Genomic DNA, 13,014 nt, shown 5'->3' on the forward strand with positions numbered 1-13,014 from the left:
CCGCCCGTGGAGGTATTCACCGAGTATCGCGAGGAGATCTTCGCCGCGTTCTGGACGACCGTCCAGCTCACGGTTCTCTCGGCGATCGGTGCGTTGGTGCTCGGCACGGTGCTGGCCGCGATGCGGCTGGCCCCGGTGCCGATGCTCAACTGGATCGGCACCGCCTACGTCAACATCGTCCGCAACACCCCGCTGACGCTGATCATCCTGTTCTGCTCGTTCGGGTTGTCGCAGACACTGGGGTTGACGCTGGCCGACCGGCAGTCGGCGACGTTCATCGCCGACAGCGGGTTCCGGCTGGCCGTCCTCGGGTTGACGGTGTACACCGCGTCGTTCGTGTGTGAGACGGTCCGCGCCGGGGTGAACACCATCCCGCTCGGCCAGGCCGAGGCGGCCCGTTCGCTGGGGCTGTCGTTCGGGCAGAACCTTCGGATCGTGTTGCTGCCGCAGGCTTTCCGCGCGGTGGTGATCCCGCTGGGCTCGGTGCTGATCGCGCTGACCAAGAACACCACGATCGCGTCGGCGATCGGTGTCGCCGAGGCGGCGCTGCTGATGAAGGAGATGATCGAGAACACCGCGGCCGTGCTGGTGGTGGGCGGCATCTTCGCGCTCGGGTTCGTGATCCTCACTCTGCCGATGGGGCTGCTGTTCGGGTGGCTGGGTAAGCGATTGGCGGTGGCGCGCTAGTGGCGGGCTCAGTGCTCTTCGATGCGCCGGGGCCGCGCGCCATCGTGCGCAACCGGGTGATCTCCGTGGTCACCCTCGTCGCGCTCGCCGCGGTGATCTGGGTGGTGTACTCGCGGCTGAACAGCCGCGGCCAGCTGACCGCCGAGAAGTGGGAACCGTTCCTGACGCCGGACCTGTGGCGCACCTACGTCCTGCCGGGCATCGAGGGGACGCTGACGGCGGCGGCGGTGTCGATCGTGCTGGCGTTGGTGCTCGGCCTGGTGCTCGGCGTCGGGCGGCTGTCGACGCATACCGCGATCCGGTGGGTGTCATCGGTGGTGGTGGAGTTCTTCCGCGCGGTGCCGGTGCTGATCATGATGATCTTCGCGTACTTCCTGTACGCGTTCTACGACGTGTTCCCGTCCAAGCATCTGGCGCTGGCCGGTGTGATCACCGGTCTGACGCTGTACAACGGCGCGGTCATCGCCGAGATCGTCCGCGCCGGGGTGCACGCGCTGCCGCGCGGCCAGAGCGAGGCCGCTTCGGCTTTGGGACTGACGTGGGGCCAGACGATGCGGTCGATCCTGCTCCCGCAGGCCATCACCTCGATGCTTCCGGTACTGATCTCGCAGCTGGTGGTGGTGCTCAAGGACACCGCCCTCGGTTACCAGATCACGTTCGTCGAGATGGTGCGTCAGGGCACGGTGATCGGGTCGGCCTACGGCAACTACATCCCGGCGCTGATCGTGATCGCGTTGCTGATGATCGCATTGAACTTCTCGCTGTCGTGGTTCGCGACCTGGATCGAACGCAGGATGCGCCGCTCCCGCAAGGGGCCGTCCCCGATGGAGGCCGAGCCGATGGACATGATCCCCGACCGCAGCCGCGGCGTGTGACGCGCCCTGGTGATGCACCGTTACCGATGACCGAAACCCTGCGCGCATTCGAGATCCTGCCTGAGCACACGCTGCGCGAGATGGTCGACCTGATGGTCCGGCTGATCGAAGCCTGCGGCGCCGTGGTCATCATGATCGGCGCACTGGTCGCGATCGTGAAGTTCGCACTGGCGCTGGGCCGGCGCGATATCAATCAGTTCTCGTCGGTCCGGTTGACGATGGCCCGGTTCCTGGTGCTGGGCTTGGAGTTTCAGCTGGCCGCCGACGTACTGCGCACCGCGATCTCGCCGTCGTTCGAGGAGATCGGCAAGCTGGCCGCGATCGCGACCATCCGGACGTTGCTGAACTATTTCCTCAATCGCGAGATCGCCCAGGAACAGCGCGAGATCGAGGCGGCCAGGACTTCGCGCGCACCGTGAGCCTCATCGACACGCTGGCCGCAGCCCTGGTGCTGGTCGGCATCATGGTGGGGCTCGCCGGGTGGGCGCGGTTCCGTCAGCCGTTGGTGGGCCTCGGCCCGATGCTCGAGTTCTTCACCGCCGCCGGGCTGCTTCGACTGTCCACCGGGCTGACATGGCCGGCGATCGTCGGTGTCACCGCGCTGATCGTGATCCGGCGTCTGGTGGTCGCCCGCCTGACGGCGGACCTGACGTCAAACCCGGCGTCGTTCCCGTTCGTTCGCAAGCTCCGTCGTCACCACGTCGACAGCCAGTGACTGGCTGTAGCCGCGGCGGGCCAGCATCCCCACCAGCCGGCGGATCACCTTGTTCTCCGCATCCCGATCGCCCGGGTCACCGAGCTTCTCGCGGCGCAACTTGTCGCGGACGAGTTGTTCGGCACGGGCGCGTTCGGCGTCCGCGTCGATGTCGGCCAGCGCCGCGTCGATCACCTCGCCGTCGACGCCCTTCTTGCGTAACTCGGCGGCCAACGCGCGCTTGCCTTTTCCGGCGTTGAGCCGCCGTGACCGCACCCACTGCTCGGCAAAGTCCTCGTCGTCGACGAGACCTACCTGGGTCAACCGGTCGAGGACCGCGGCGCTGACGTCGTCGGGATATCCCCGCTTGGCCAACTGAGCCTCGAGCTCGGCCCGAGTCCTCGCCCGCGAGGTGAGCAGGCGCAGGCACACGGCCCGCGCCTGCTCAGCACGCTTATCGAAGTCGTCGCCTGCGGCGGGGTCAGAAGTCGACGGGAGCGGGAAGAGCGTCATCGGCTGCCTCATCGGTCAGCTGTGCCCCGATACCGAGCTTCTCTTTGATCTTCTTCTCGATCTCGTTGGCCACGTCGGGGTTCTGCAGCAGGAAGTTGCGTGCGTTCTCCTTACCCTGGCCGAGCTGCTCACCGTCGTAGGTGAACCAGGAGCCGGACTTGCGGATGAAGCCCTGCTCGACACCCATGTCGATGAGCGAGCCCTCCCGGCTGATGCCGCGGCCGTAGAGGATGTCGAACTCGGCCTGCTTGAACGGCGGCGACACCTTGTTCTTGACGACCTTGACGCGGGTCCGGTTGCCGACGGCGTCGGTACCGTCCTTCAGGGTCTCGATGCGGCGCACGTCCAGGCGCACCGACGCGTAGAACTTCAGCGCCTTACCGCCCGTCGTGGTCTCGGGCGACCCGAACATCACGCCGATCTTCTCGCGCAGCTGGTTGATGAAGATCGCGGTGGTGCCCGAATTGTTCAGCGCACCGGTCATCTTGCGCAGCGCCTGGCTCATCAGGCGGGCCTGCAGGCCGACGTGGCTGTCGCCCATCTCGCCCTCGATCTCGGCGCGCGGCACCAGCGCCGCGACCGAGTCGATGACGATGATGTCGATGGCACCCGAGCGCACCAGCATGTCGGCGATCTCCAGCGCCTGCTCACCGGTGTCGGGCTGGGAGACCAGCAACGCGTCGGTGTCCACGCCGAGCTTCTTGGCGTACTCGGGGTCGAGTGCGTGCTCGGCATCGATGAACGCGGCGATACCGCCCGCGGCCTGGGCGTTGGCGACGGCGTGCAGCGCGACGGTGGTCTTACCGGAGGATTCCGGACCGTAGATCTCGATGACGCGGCCGCGGGGCAATCCGCCGATACCGAGCGCGACGTCGAGGGAAATCGAGCCGGTGGGGATGACCGAGATCGGCGGGCGGACGTCCTCGCCGAGCCGCATCACCGATCCCTTGCCGAAACTCTTGTCGATCTGCGCGAGCGCGAGTTCGAGGGCTTTCTCGCGATCGGGGGCCTGCTGAGCCATGGTGATACCTCTCCGGTAGTCGTTGTTGACCGGTTCTCGGTCGGTTGGCCACGAGGCTAGGTGAGGCCTCCGACAAATCCCGACAAGTCCTTCGTGCGATGTACGCGGTCGAACTCCACCCACAGTAGACGAACAGGTGTTCGACTCAAGCGGACACGCCGACGACGCGCAGTTTTGAGCTACGCGGTCGCGGTGCGGATCGTCGCGTGGTGATGGATCGGGGTGTTCACCGACCGGGCGATGAAGCAGTAGTCCCCGACCCGGTGGTGCAACCGTTCGGCCAGTTCGGCGTCCCCGCCGGCCACGATCGTGACCACCGGGTTGAGCGTGACGCTCTCGAACCGCCCTGCCCCGCCGGGTTCTTCGACCATCACCGCGGTGGACCGGTCCTCGTACCCGATGACCGTGACGCCCGCCGCGGCGGCAAGGTGCAGGTACCACAGCATGTGGCACTGGGCGATCGACGCGACGTAGAGCTGCTCGGGGTTCCACCGCGCCGGGTCACCGCGGAACGCCGGGTCCGACGACGCGTCGATGGGCGCGCGCCCGTCCGCGCCGACCACGTGGTCGCGGGAGTAGGACCGGACGTCTTCGGTGCCGGTCCCCTGGTTTCCCGTCCAGGTCACGGACACCTCATAGGAGTGCCGGGTCATCGCGGCGCCCTCACCACTGATCCTTGGGGACGTCGAAATCCGCGCACAGCGCCCGCCAGACGTCACGGGGGTCGACGCCGTCCTCGATGGCCTGCGCGGGCGTACGGCCGCCGATGCTGGTGAGCACGTGGTCGACGAGCATCGACGACGCCCGCACCGCACCGAACTGCCCTTCGACGAGTTCCTGGAATTCCGTCAGCCGCACAGGCACAACTTACGCCGGGCCCACCACGGCGGCGTGGCACACCCGCACCGCGTCCGGGTCCGCGGACCCGGCTCTCCGCGCGTCCTGGACGCGCCGCGCACCCCGGTTCTATCGTGGATCAACCGCCACGGAAACGGACCGGCATGCACGAGATGGCGATCACCCAGAGTGTCGTCGATGCCGTCTGTGAGCACGCCGCCGGGCGCCGGGTGCACGGCGTCCGGCTGGAGGTCGGCGCCCTGTGCGCGGTGGTGCCGGATTCGATGCAGTTCTGCTTCGAGCTGGCCACCGAGGGCACCGCGGCAGCGGGCGCACGGCTGGACATCGACGTGCGCCCCGGGACCGGACACTGCCGGACCTGCGGCGACGACTTCGTCCTGGCGGACCTGATCCTGCTGTGCGGGTGCGGCAGCGCCGACATCGAGGTCACCGCCGGACGGGACATCCTGATCCGGTCGATGGAGGTGAGCTGACCATGTGTGCGACCTGCGGCTGCGGCGACGACGGAGCGACGGTCACCGTGCCCGGCGCCCCACCCGATAACCCGCATCCGCACCACCACCCACACCCACACACCGTCGAGCTGGAGCAGCGCGTGCTGGCCAAGAACGACGGCATCGCCGAACGCAACCGGCAATGGCTGGCGTACCGCCGGATCACCGCGCTGAACCTGACCAGTTCGCCCGGCGCGGGCAAGACCACCCTGCTGGAGCGCACCGTGCGCGAGCTGGGTGCCCGTCATCCGGTCGCCGTCATCGAGGGCGACCAGGAGACGCTGCTGGACGCCGAACGCATCCAGGCGACAGGGGCGCCCGCCGTCCAGATCAACACCGGGGCCGGGTGTCACCTCGACGCCCAGATGATCGCCGACGGACTGGCCGCGCTCGCGCCCGCCGAGCACTCGCTACTGTTCATCGAGAATGTCGGAAACCTGGTGTGCCCGGCCATGTTCGACCTCGGCGAGCAGGCCAAGGTGGTGGTCATTTCGGTGACCGAGGGCACCGACAAACCGCTGAAGTACCCGCACATGTTCGCCGCCGCCGGCTTGGTGCTGATCAACAAATCCGATCTGCTGCCGTACGTCGATTTCGACGTCGAACGGTGCGCCCGTCATGCGAGGTCGGTCAACCCCGGCGTCGAGGTCCTGGCGGTGTCGGCCAAGACCGGGGAGGGTACGGCGGACTGGTACCGCTGGCTCGAGGCCCAGACCCGGCCGGGACCCCGTTGACAACCGACATCGGAAGCGAGTAAACCGAACTCAGCGGCGCGCAAGTGGGCCGAGCGTCGACTCCGGCGCCGCAGGGGCCTCAGCCCGGCCCCGGAGAGCTGTGGCACATGCCGACCGAGGCAGCAGTCAAAGCAGAAGAGACGTTGATCCACATTCTGTGGATCAACGCCGGTTTGAGTTGTGACGGCGATTCGGTGGCGCTGACTGCCGCCACCCTCCCGAGCATCGAGGAGATCGCGCTCGGCGCGCTCCCGGGTCTGCCCAGGGTCGCCATCCACTGGCCCCTGATCGACTTCGAATGCGGACCCAACGGCGGCGCCGACGATTTCCTCGAGTGGTTCTTCAAGGCCGACAGAGGCGAACTGGAGCCGTTCGTGCTGGTCGTCGAGGGTTCCATCCCCAACGAGAAGATCAAGGACGAAGGCTACTGGTGCGGCTTCGGTAACGACCCCGCCACCGGCCAGCCCATCACCACCAGCGAGTGGCTGGACCGGCTCACGCCGAAGGCCACCATCGTGGTCGCGGCGGGGACGTGCGCGACCTACGGCGGCATCCACGCGATGGCGGGCAACCCCACCGGCGCGATGGGCGTGCCCGACTACCTCGGCTGGAACTGGAAGTCCAAGGCCGGTGTCCCGATCGTGTGCGTGCCTGGTTGTCCGGTGCAGCCGGACAACCTGTCGGAGACGCTGACCTACCTGCTCTACATGGCCACCGACCAGGCGCCGATGATCCCGCTCGACGACGCGTTGCGGCCCAAGTGGCTGTTCGGGGCGACGGTCCACGAGGGCTGCGACCGCGGCGGCTACTACGAACAGGGCGACTTCGCCACCGAGTATGGATCGCCGAAGTGCATCGTGAAACTGGGATGCTGGGGCCCGGTCGTGAAATGCAATGTGACCAAACGCGGTTGGATGGACGGCGTCGGCGGGTGTCCGAACGTCGGCGGTATCTGCATCGGCTGCACCATGCCCGGCTTCCCGGACAAGTTCATGCCGTTCATGGACGAACCGCCCGGCGGCAAGCTGTCGTCCACGGGCTCCGAGCTCTACGGCTCGGTGATCCGTACCCTGCGCCACATCACCGGCCGCACGCTCGACAAGGAGCCCCACTGGCGGCGCCGGGGCACAGAGCTGGCCACCGGAGTCACCCGCACCTGGTGACTGCGGCGGCCTCGTACGTCGCCACAAGTGTTGCACCGCTGAGCATCACAGGAGAAAGAAGAAGGCCGATGACCACGACCACGCCCAAACCGTCCTCTGCAGGGCGCGACCCAGGCCAGCTCGTGGAGATGGCGTGGGATCCGATCACCCGGATCGTCGGTAGTCTCGGCATCTACACCAAGATCGACTTCGAGAACCGGGAAGTGGTGGAGTGCCACAGCACGTCGTCGATCTTCCGCGGCTACTCGATCTTCATGAAGGGCAAGGATCCGCGCGACGCGCACTTCATCACCAGCCGCATCTGCGGTATCTGCGGGGACAACCACGCGACCTGCTCGTGTTACGCGCAGAACATGGCCTACGGCGTGCAGCCGCCGCACCTGGGCGAGTGGTTGATCAATCTTGGTGAAGCTGCGGAATACATGTTCGACCACAACATCTTCCAGGAGAATCTGGTCGCCGTCGACTACTGCGAGAAGATGGTCGCCGAGACCAATCCCAGCGTGCTGGCCAAGGCCGAGAACACCGCCGCGCCGCACGCCGACACGCACGGCCACCGCACGATCGCCGACATCATGCGGGCGCTCAACCCGTTCACCGGGGAGTTCTACCGGGAGGCACTTCAGGTCAGCCGGCTGACCCGGGAGATGTTCTGTCTCATGGAAGGCCGCCACGTCCACCCGTCGACGCTGTACCCGGGCGGGGTCGGCACCGTGGCGACCGTCCAGTTGATGACCGACTACATGACGCGGTTGATGCGCTACGTCGAGTTCATGAAGAAGGTCGTGCCGATGCACGACGACCTGTTCGATTTCTTCTACGAGGCGCTGCCCGGATACGAACAGGTGGGCCTGCGCCGCACCCTGCTGGGTTGCTGGGGGTCGTTCCAGGATCCCGAGGTATGCAACTTCTCGTACCGCGACATGGAGGCCTGGGGCCGCAAGATGTTCGTGACCCCCGGTGTGGTGGTCGACGGCAAACTGGTCACCACCTCGTTGGTGGACATCAATCTCGGTATCCGGATCTTGTTGGGGCACAGCTTCTATGAGGACTGGACCGACCAGGAGATGTTCGTCAAGACCGATCCGCTGGGCAACCCGGTGGACCGCCGCCACCCGTGGAACCAGCACACCAATCCCAAACCGCAGAAGCGGGACTTCGACGACGGCTACAGCTGGGTGATGTCGCCGCGGTGGTTCGACGGCAAGGACAACCTGGCGCTGGACACCGGCGGCGGCGCGCTGGCCCGGATGTGGTCGACGGCGCTGGCCGGGCTCGTCGACATCGGGTACGTGAAGTCGACCGGCCGCAGCGTCCAGATCAACCTGCCCAAGACCGCGCTGAAGGGACCGGTGGAGTTCGAGTGGACCATCCCGGTGCACGGCAGCAACACCTTGGAACGCAATCGGGCCCGCACCTACTTCCAGGCCTACGCCGCGGCGTGCGCGCTGCATTTCGCGGAGAAGGCGCTCGTCGAGATCCGGGCGGGACGGACCAAGACGTGGGAGCGTTTCGAGGTGCCCGACGAGGGCATCGGCTGCGGCTTCACCGAGGCGGTGCGCGGGGTGCTCTCGCACCACATGGTGATCCGCGACGGCAAGATCGCCAACTACCACCCCTATCCGCCGACGCCGTGGAACGCCAGCCCGCGGGACAGCTACGGCACGCCGGGCCCGTACGAGGACGCGGTGCAGGGCCTGCCGATCTTCGAAGAGAACGACCGAGATCACTTCAAGGGCATCGACATCATGCGCACGGTGCGCAGTTTCGACCCGTGCCTGCCGTGCGGGGTGCACATGTACCTCGGCGGGGGAAAGGAACTGGACCTGCTGCACTCCCCCACCCAGTCGGTGACCGGGGAATAGCGCATGGCCCCGCCGACGCCGCGACACGACGACGGCCGGTGGCGCGCGGCCGGCGAGCGCATGGAGACGCTGATCGACGGGATCGGGGCGAGCGGGGCGGCGGCGCGGGAGCGCGCGGAGGACCTGGTCCGGGAGATGACCGACCTGTACGGCGCCGCGCTCGAGCGGATGACCGACCTGGCAATGACCGCGGAACCCGAACTGGCGCAGGCGTTCGCCGACGACGAGCTGGTCGCCAGCCTGTTGCTCGTGCACGGCCTGCATCCGCACGGCGTCGAGCGTCGGGTCGCCGACGCGCTCGCGGGTGTGCGGCCGTATCTGGGCTCCCACGGCGGGGACGTCTGTCTGCTCGGGGTTTCCGACGGGGTGGTGCGGTTGCAACTGCTGGGCAGTTGCAAGAGCTGTCCGTCCTCCTCGGTGACGCTGGAACTGGCGGTCCAGGCCGCCGTCCGCGCGGCGGCGCCGGACATCGAGTCGATCGAGGTCGTGGCGGCCGAGCCCGAGCCCGAGCCGGCATCGGCGACGATCCCGGCGGATTCCCTGATGAGCCGGGTGCGCACGGTCTCCGCGCCGGCACGGTGGATTCCGGTTCCGCAACTGGCCGAGCTCGCCGAGGGCGAGGTCGGCGGGTTCCTCGTCGCGGACACACCGGCGCTGGCCTGCCGGGTCGGCGGGGCGGTGTTCGCCTACCGCGACCGGTGCCCGGCCTGCGCCGGTTCGCTGGCCGGGGCGGGGCTGATCGGGCCGGTGCTGCGCTGTGGCCGCTGCATGGCCGGATTCGACGTGGTGCACGCCGGTTGCGGCGTAGGCGGCGACGGGCATCTGCAGCCCATCCCGGTCCTGGAACGCGACGGCGTGCTCTGCCTGGCAGTGCCCGCGTCCGCGGAGGTGGTCTGATGCCAGGGACGTTCGACGTGCTGACCCGCATCCGAGCCGACCGGCCCGCCGAGCAACCCGCCGGTGAGCTTTGCGAGATGTGCGCCGAACAGGTAGGCGCCGAACACGGGCATGTGGTCGACATCGACGGCAGACGGCTGATGTGCGTCTGCCGGGGCTGCTATCTGTTGTTCACCGACGCGACCGCGACGTTGCGGTATCGCGCCGTGCCGGACCGCTATCTGGTCTTCCCGGAGTTCGCGTTGGACCGGGCGCTGTGGGAAAGCCTGCAGATTCCGGTCGGCCTGGCGTTCTTCCTGCACAACTCCGCACTGGGCCGCACGGTCGCGCTCTACCCCGGGCCGGCGGGCGCCACCGAGTCGGAGCTGGATCTGCAGGCGTGGAACGATGTTCGCGCCGCCGACCCCCGGGTCGACACTCTGGCCGCCGACACCGAAGCGGTGCTGGTGCGCACCGACGCGCCGCCGGCGCCGCGCGGGTACCTCGTCCCGGTCGACGCCTGCTACGAGTTCGTCGGACGGCTGCGCACGCTGTGGAAGGGATTCGACGGCGGTCAGGAGGCCCGGGATTTCGTCGACGGGTTCTTCACCCTCCTCGACGAACGCGCCGCGGTGGTGCCACGCCCATGACCGAGGTGCATTTCAGCGTCGTCGACATCGCCCCGGAACCCTATGCGGTGACACCGGTCCTGACCGCCCGCATCGCCATCTCCGCCGACGGCCCCGATCCAGTGCACGCCGTCGCGCTGCGCTGTCAGGTCCGGATAGAACCGCTGCGGCGCAGCTACTCTGAGGCCGAGGCGGACGGGCTGACCGATCTGTTCGGCACCCGCGACCGTTGGGCGGCGACTCAGCAGACGTTCCTGTGGCAGCACACGTCGGCGGTGGTGCCCGGGTTCAGCGGGGACACCGTCGCCGAACTGCCGCTGGAATGCACCTACGACTTCGAGGTCAAGGCGGCCAAGTATCTGCTCGCCCTCGACGGGGGCACGGTGCCGCTGCGATTCCTGTTCAGCGGCACAGTATTCGGGCGGGGCAGCCAGAACTTCAGCGTCCAGCAGGTGCCGTGGGACCGGGAGCAGCGTTTCGACATGCCGGTAGCGGTGTGGCGTGATCTCATCCGGCTGCACTACCCCGGCACCGGGTGGGTGCGCCTGACCCGGGAGGCCATCGACGCGCTGGCCGCCTACCGCTCCGCACGCGGACTGCTCGGCTTCGACGACGCGATCACCGAACTGCTCGCCTCGGCCGCGGAACTGCGATGAACACCGGATGGGAACGCGCCCGTGCCGTCGCAGACGCCGTGCTCTACGAGGGCTACCTGCTCTACCCCTACCGCGCCACCTCAGACAAGAACCGATCCCGTTGGCAATTCGGCGTTCTCGGCCCGCCCGGGGCCGAACAGGCCGGGCTCGGCGAGAACGCGTCGCTGAGTGCGCAGATCCTCATCGAGCGCAACGGTGAGCCGCGGCTGTCCGGGGTGGTGCGCTTCCTGCAGCTGCAACACCGCGCCGCACAGCGATACGCCGACGGCCGCCACCACGATGTGGAGGAGCTGCGGGCCGGCGCGCACCGGTGGCTGAGTTGGGACGAGGCGGTCGAATGCGAGATCACCCTCGATGCCGCGCCGGTGACGGGCCCTCCTCGCACCGTGGACATCTCGGTGCCGGGGGGCACCGATGTCGAAACCGTCACCGGTGGCAGGCTGGTACGGCAGCGCCGCGCGCTGCACGGACGGCTGGTCCTGAGCGCCGAACCCGACGAGTCCGCAGAAGGTCTGTTGCGACTGAACGTCGAGGTGCACAACACCGCGGCCACGGCGACCGACCGGGCCGAGGCCATCGCGACCTCGCTGATCGGGACGCATCTGCTGCTGGAGGTCACCGGCGGCGAATTCGTCTCGCTGCTGGAACCGCCCGACGAGGCTGCCGGCGCGGCCGCGCGGTGCCGTCAGCACCGGTGCTTCCCGGTCCTGGCCGGCCCACCCGGTGACCACCGCCTGGTGCTGGTCTCACCGATCATCCTCTACGACCATCCCGAGATCGCCGAACAGAGCCGCGGCGAGCTCTACGACTCCTGCGAGATCGACGAGATCCTGACCTTACGGGTGATGACGATGACCGACCAGGAGAAGGCGCAGGCCCGCGCGACCGATCCACTGGCGGCCCGGATCATCGACCGCTGCGACGCGATGTCGCCCGAGGCGATGCTCGAGCTGCACGGCGTGCTGCGCGATCCGCACGCCGAGGCGCCGTCGCCGATCCCGGAGATCCCCGCGGGCACGGACTGGTGGGATCCGGAGGCCGACAACGCCGTTCGTCCTGAACTGGACTCGGTACTGGTCGACGGCACCCGGGTGGCCCGGGGCAGCCGGGTCCGGCTGCACCCGTCGCGCCGCGCCGACGCCCAGGACCTCTTCTACGCCGACCGGACCGCGCGGGTGGCCTCGGTGCACGCCGACGTCGACGGCGGCACCCACATCGGCGTCATCCTCGACGACGACCCGGCCGCCGAGCTGCACGACTGGTACGGCCGCTACCTGTACTTCGCCCCGGATGAGGTGGAACCGCTGGCCGGAAGGAGTTCGCCATGGAGGTAATCGGTCGGATCACGGTGGGAGTGCTGGTCGTCGCGGCGGTGGTCGCGGTGCTGATCGGGGTGCAGTCGGTCCCCGACGTCCAGCGCTATCTGAAGATGCGCCGCATGTGAGCTGAGGCAGAACTGACCACGCCACGGATCCTGGTAGCCGGTATCGGCAACATCTTCCTCGGGGACGACGGCTTCGGCCCCGAGGTCATCCGCCGCGTCCCGGCCCGGCTCGCCGGACCGGACATCCGGTTGACCGACTACGGCATCCGGGGCATGCACCTGGCCTACGACCTGCTCGACGACTGGTCGGCGCTGGTGCTCGTCGACGCCGTCCCGGACCGCGGCGCACCGGGCACGCTGCACGTGTTCGAGGCCGACCCCCGGACCCTGTCCGCCCGGTCCGGTCTGGACGCGCACGCGATGGATCCCGGCGCGGTGTTCGCCGGCCTCACCGCGCTCGGCGGGTCGGCCCCGCGCACCGTCGTCGTCGGGTGCGAAGTAGCCGTCGTCGAGGACGGGATCGGCCTGTCGGCGCCCGTCGCGGCGGCGGTGCCCGCGGCCGCACGGATGGTCGAGGACGTGCTGGCCGTGCTGCGCGCGGAGCCTGCGGCGGAGGGAGTCTGAC

The 13,014-nt window shown here is 68.3% G+C and carries 18 protein-coding genes; 14 read left to right on the forward strand and 4 right to left on the reverse strand.

Annotated features, from left to right (window positions below; genetic code table 11):
* Positions 1-6: 6 nt before the first annotated feature.
* From NTM_RS23905 to NTM_RS23920, 4 genes are read left to right on the forward strand one after another with little or no spacing between them, the layout of a single operon-like run.
* Positions 7-687: an amino acid ABC transporter permease gene (locus NTM_RS23905; RefSeq protein ID WP_104861404.1), complete on the forward strand. Its 681-nt coding sequence runs from the start codon at positions 7-9 to the stop codon at positions 685-687.
* On the forward strand, positions 687-1,562 hold the full coding sequence (locus NTM_RS23910) for an amino acid ABC transporter permease (protein WP_104861403.1): 876 nt from the start codon (positions 687-689) through the stop codon (positions 1,560-1,562). The genes NTM_RS23905 and NTM_RS23910 overlap by 1 nt, the downstream gene beginning before the upstream one ends.
* A gap of 26 nt (positions 1,563-1,588) precedes the next feature.
* Entirely contained in the window at positions 1,589-1,981 is a 393-nt protein-coding gene (locus NTM_RS23915) for a DUF1622 domain-containing protein (protein ID WP_163768438.1), read from the forward strand.
* Complete coding sequence (locus tag NTM_RS23920; protein WP_163768440.1) at positions 1,978-2,277, forward strand: hypothetical protein; 300 nt, start codon at positions 1,978-1,980, stop codon at positions 2,275-2,277. The genes NTM_RS23915 and NTM_RS23920 overlap by 4 nt, the downstream gene beginning before the upstream one ends.
* On the opposite strand, the gene recX is transcribed toward NTM_RS23920, so the two are convergent.
* The 4 genes from recX to NTM_RS23940 all read right to left on the reverse strand — a co-directional run bounded on the left by recX (position 2,215) and on the right by NTM_RS23940 (position 4,648).
* Positions 2,215-2,769: a recombination regulator RecX gene (recX, locus tag NTM_RS23925; RefSeq protein ID WP_163768444.1), complete on the reverse strand. Its 555-nt coding sequence runs from the start codon at positions 2,767-2,769 to the stop codon at positions 2,215-2,217. The genes NTM_RS23920 and recX overlap by 63 nt on opposite strands.
* On the reverse strand, positions 2,738-3,790 hold the full coding sequence (gene recA / locus NTM_RS23930) for a recombinase RecA (RefSeq protein WP_163768446.1): 1,053 nt from the start codon (positions 3,788-3,790) through the stop codon (positions 2,738-2,740). Before recA ends, recX begins: the two co-directional genes overlap by 32 nt.
* Before the next feature lie 179 nt (positions 3,791-3,969).
* Positions 3,970-4,443, reverse strand: coding sequence for an OsmC family protein (locus NTM_RS23935; protein WP_163768450.1), 474 nt, complete (start codon positions 4,441-4,443; stop codon positions 3,970-3,972).
* Between the two features lie 10 nt (positions 4,444-4,453).
* A complete protein-coding gene (locus tag NTM_RS23940; RefSeq protein WP_104861397.1) occupies positions 4,454-4,648 on the reverse strand; it encodes a DUF3046 domain-containing protein in 195 nt (64 codons plus the stop codon).
* Positions 4,649-4,791: 143 nt separating this feature from the next.
* Here NTM_RS23940 and NTM_RS23945 point away from each other — a divergent pair, with 143 nt between their 5' ends.
* The 10 genes from NTM_RS23945 to NTM_RS23985 all read left to right on the forward strand — a co-directional run bounded on the left by NTM_RS23945 (position 4,792) and on the right by NTM_RS23985 (position 13,013).
* Positions 4,792-5,121, forward strand: a complete 330-nt coding sequence (locus NTM_RS23945; RefSeq protein WP_104861396.1) for a hydrogenase maturation nickel metallochaperone HypA/HybF — start codon at positions 4,792-4,794, stop codon at positions 5,119-5,121.
* 2 nt (positions 5,122-5,123) lie between these two features.
* Complete coding sequence (gene hypB / locus NTM_RS23950) at positions 5,124-5,876, forward strand: hydrogenase nickel incorporation protein HypB (protein ID WP_163768454.1); 753 nt, start codon at positions 5,124-5,126, stop codon at positions 5,874-5,876.
* Between the two features lie 107 nt (positions 5,877-5,983).
* Positions 5,984-7,039 carry an NADH-quinone oxidoreductase subunit B family protein gene (locus NTM_RS23955; RefSeq protein WP_104861394.1) on the forward strand — a complete coding sequence of 352 codons (1,056 nt, stop codon included), beginning with the start codon at positions 5,984-5,986 and terminating at the stop codon, positions 7,037-7,039.
* 68 nt (positions 7,040-7,107) lie between these two features.
* Positions 7,108-8,904 (forward strand): nickel-dependent hydrogenase large subunit, encoded by a 1,797-nt coding sequence (locus tag NTM_RS23960; protein ID WP_163768459.1) that lies wholly within the window; start codon positions 7,108-7,110, stop codon positions 8,902-8,904.
* Positions 8,905-8,907: 3 nt separating this feature from the next.
* Entirely contained in the window at positions 8,908-9,801 is an 894-nt protein-coding gene (locus tag NTM_RS23965) for a NifU-related iron-sulfur-binding protein (RefSeq protein WP_163768462.1), read from the forward strand.
* On the forward strand, positions 9,801-10,430 hold the full coding sequence (locus NTM_RS23970) for a DUF5947 family protein (protein WP_163768465.1): 630 nt from the start codon (positions 9,801-9,803) through the stop codon (positions 10,428-10,430). The genes NTM_RS23965 and NTM_RS23970 overlap by 1 nt, the downstream gene beginning before the upstream one ends.
* Positions 10,427-11,065, forward strand: coding sequence for a DUF6084 family protein (locus NTM_RS23975; RefSeq protein ID WP_104861390.1), 639 nt, complete (start codon positions 10,427-10,429; stop codon positions 11,063-11,065). The genes NTM_RS23970 and NTM_RS23975 overlap by 4 nt, the downstream gene beginning before the upstream one ends.
* Entirely contained in the window at positions 11,062-12,399 is a 1,338-nt protein-coding gene (locus NTM_RS23980; RefSeq protein WP_163768467.1) for a hypothetical protein, read from the forward strand. The genes NTM_RS23975 and NTM_RS23980 overlap by 4 nt, the downstream gene beginning before the upstream one ends.
* A complete protein-coding gene (locus tag NTM_RS29140; protein WP_435405107.1) occupies positions 12,390-12,509 on the forward strand; it encodes a DUF6893 family small protein in 120 nt (39 codons plus the stop codon). Before NTM_RS23980 ends, NTM_RS29140 begins: the two co-directional genes overlap by 10 nt.
* A 12-nt stretch (positions 12,510-12,521) precedes the next feature.
* Positions 12,522-13,013, forward strand: coding sequence for a hydrogenase maturation protease (locus tag NTM_RS23985; protein WP_104861388.1), 492 nt, complete (start codon positions 12,522-12,524; stop codon positions 13,011-13,013).
* Position 13,014 lies beyond the last annotated feature (1 nt).

The sequence above is a fragment of the Mycolicibacterium parafortuitum genome, from assembly GCF_010725485.1.
Taxonomy (GTDB): domain Bacteria; phylum Actinomycetota; class Actinomycetes; order Mycobacteriales; family Mycobacteriaceae; genus Mycobacterium.

What these genes read in the sequence shown, in the direction of transcription:
- NTM_RS23975 (WP_104861390.1), top strand. Translation starts at nt 10,427, where the DNA reads ATGACCGAGGTGCATTTCAGCGTCGTCGACATCGCCCCGGAACCCTAT.
- NTM_RS23965 (WP_163768462.1), top strand. Translation starts at nt 8,908, where the DNA reads ATGGCCCCGCCGACGCCGCGACACGACGACGGCCGGTGGCGCGCGGCC.
- NTM_RS23935 (WP_163768450.1), bottom strand. Translation starts at nt 4,443, where the DNA reads ATGACCCGGCACTCCTATGAGGTGTCCGTGACCTGGACGGGAAACCAG.
- recX (WP_163768444.1), bottom strand. Translation starts at nt 2,769, where the DNA reads ATGACGCTCTTCCCGCTCCCGTCGACTTCTGACCCCGCCGCAGGCGAC.
- hypB (WP_163768454.1), top strand. Translation starts at nt 5,124, where the DNA reads ATGTGTGCGACCTGCGGCTGCGGCGACGACGGAGCGACGGTCACCGTG.
- NTM_RS23960 (WP_163768459.1), top strand. Translation starts at nt 7,108, where the DNA reads ATGACCACGACCACGCCCAAACCGTCCTCTGCAGGGCGCGACCCAGGC.
- NTM_RS23970 (WP_163768465.1), top strand. Translation starts at nt 9,801, where the DNA reads ATGCCAGGGACGTTCGACGTGCTGACCCGCATCCGAGCCGACCGGCCC.
- NTM_RS23915 (WP_163768438.1), top strand. Translation starts at nt 1,589, where the DNA reads ATGACCGAAACCCTGCGCGCATTCGAGATCCTGCCTGAGCACACGCTG.
- NTM_RS23980 (WP_163768467.1), top strand. Translation starts at nt 11,062, where the DNA reads ATGAACACCGGATGGGAACGCGCCCGTGCCGTCGCAGACGCCGTGCTC.
- NTM_RS29140 (WP_435405107.1), top strand. Translation starts at nt 12,390, where the DNA reads ATGGAGGTAATCGGTCGGATCACGGTGGGAGTGCTGGTCGTCGCGGCG.
- recA (WP_163768446.1), bottom strand. Translation starts at nt 3,790, where the DNA reads ATGGCTCAGCAGGCCCCCGATCGCGAGAAAGCCCTCGAACTCGCGCTC.
- NTM_RS23945 (WP_104861396.1), top strand. Translation starts at nt 4,792, where the DNA reads ATGCACGAGATGGCGATCACCCAGAGTGTCGTCGATGCCGTCTGTGAG.
- NTM_RS23955 (WP_104861394.1), top strand. Translation starts at nt 5,984, where the DNA reads ATGCCGACCGAGGCAGCAGTCAAAGCAGAAGAGACGTTGATCCACATT.